Annotated in this window: 1 protein-coding gene; it reads left to right on the plus strand. The window is 64.6% G+C overall.

Annotated features, from left to right (window positions below):
- The first annotated feature begins 610 nt into the window (after positions 1–610).
- Complete coding sequence (ltrA, locus tag AB0R04_RS38840) at positions 611–2,125, plus strand: group II intron reverse transcriptase/maturase (protein ID WP_363378891.1); 1,515 nt, start codon at positions 611–613, stop codon at positions 2,123–2,125.
- Positions 2,126–2,243 lie beyond the last annotated feature (118 nt).

The raw sequence follows: 2,243 nt of genomic DNA on the forward strand, positions 1-2,243 counted from the left end.
GAGTTCGGGCGTGCGCCACGAGGCGCTGAGGAATCGAGTGGGAGGAGGAGCCCACCGCTGGTCATCGCAGTGACCGGTTGAAGCTGGAGGCAGGCTGATCCCCAGGTCGGGGGTGAGGCCGGAAGCAGCCTCGACAACGTAGGGGCGGACCGAGACCACCAGGCGGTCCGTGCCCGCAAGCGAAGACGGAATGGGTGTAAGGAAACTGAACCAGTGGTTGAAGCCCCGTGAGTCGTCAGCGGCCTGCCGAATCTGGTGGATGGGTCGCTTTGCGGTACTGGAGAGTGCTCTGTCCGATGGTCTCTCCTCTCCGACCGTGCTTCTGAGTGGTCGGAGGCCCGGACCAAGACTGCGATGTGCGGTCCGTGGTGATGCCGCCGGGGTAGAGCTGGGCGCCGAAGCCGTCGTAGAGATCCTCAGTGAACGTGGGAAGCGATCCGGTGTCGCCCTCCCCGTCCGGCAGCCAGCCGGGCGGCGGGCAGGTGCGACGCTCACTGATGGCGCCGGATCGTGGCGGAGTCGCCGTAGTACTTCGAGGTCGGGAAAGCCGGCCGCATGGGGAAGGGCGACAGCGTGATAGCAGTGGTGCTGCTGCCGGGGAGGAGCGTTGTTGAATAGCGACGCGCCGTCGATATCGTGGCCGAGCATTTTCGCGGCCGAGCGACGGGTACTCGAACATCAGCTCAAGCTGCACCGATGGGCAAGGGCCGAGCCGGAACGCCGGTTCGGCGACGTGTTCAACCTGATCTGCGACCGGTCCACCTTGCTGGTGGCCTGGGAGCGGGTGTCGGGCAACCAGGGTGCCAGAACGGCGGGCGTGGACGCGGTGACGCGTCATCACGTTGAGGACTACGGGGTGATTCCGTTCCTGGAGGAACTGCGTTCCTCGCTCAGGGACGGATCCTTCACCGCGCTGCCGGTCAAGCAGGCGGTGATCCCCAAGAAGGGCGGCAAGGTCCGCTACCTGGGGATCCCCACCCTGCGCGACCGTGTCGCGCAGATGGCCCTCAAGCTGGTTCTGGAGCCGATTTTCGAGGTCGATTTCTACCCGTCCAGTTACGGGTATCGGCCTGGCCGTCGGGCTCAGGATGCCATCGCCGAGATCCACCATCTCACCAGCCTCTCCTACGAGTGGGTGGTGGAAGGGGATATCACCGCATGCTTCGACAACGTCGACCATCACGTTCTGATGGACTTGGTGGGAGAGCGCATCAAGGACCGGAAGGTCCTGCGTCTGGTCCGTGCGTTCCTGCGGGCCGGAGTCGTTGAACTGCACGGTGGCTTTGCGGACAGTCTGAACGGAACTCCGCAAGGCGGGGTCGCCTCACCGCTGTTGGCCAACATCTATCTCTCGGTCCTGGACCGGCACTTCGCCCGGCTCTGGAACGAGGAGATGAGTCCGCGCTGGCGCAGGCAGTACCGGCGCAAGAAGGGGCTGCCGAACTTTCGACTGGTGCGTTACGCCGACGACTTCGTCGTGCTCGTGCACGGCACCAGGTCAGACGCGGAGGCGCTGAAGTCGCAGATCGGCGAGCTGCTGGCCGACAAGCTGAAGATGACCCTCTCGGTCGAGAAGACGCACATCACCCATATCGACGACGGCTTCGTCTTCCTGGGCTTTCACATCCAGAGCAAGATCCGGGGCGACGGACGTCGAGTCGTACTGACGATTCCGGCAAAGCAGGCGCTGGCATCGGTGATGCACAAGATCAAGAGGCTGACGGGGCAGGGAACGACCTCGCTCTCGTTGGCGGAGGTGCTGCGGAAGGTCAATCCGGTCCTGCGGGGCTGGGCAGGCTACTTCCGCTACGGCGCATCCAAGAAGACGTTCTCCTACCTCGGCTGGTACGCGTGGTGGAGAATGCTTCGGTGGATTCGCCGCAAGCATCCTCACCTGGCCTGGAAGCAGTTGCGGCGACGTTACTACGGAACGGACCGCATCGCCGAGGACCGAATGGTCCTCTACAACCCGGCGAAGATGCGGGTCGAACGCTACCGCTATCGCGGAGCGCAGATCAGCACACCATGGAACATCGACGAGGTCGACCCCGATGGAGCGCGATTCCGTCGGACCGACCACGACGACATGGCCTTCGTCGGCCAGGTCAGCGAACACCTCACCTGACCCTCTCGGATCACGTGGAGAGCCGGATGCCCGGCCAACGGGCACGTCCGGTTCGGCGGGCGGGGACGGGAAGACCGACACCTGCAAGGGTGCACGGCGTCTCGTCCCCGACCCAACC

The sequence above is a fragment of the Kitasatospora sp. NPDC056731 genome (genome assembly GCF_040687675.1).
GTDB lineage: Bacteria > Actinomycetota > Actinomycetes > Streptomycetales > Streptomycetaceae > Kitasatospora.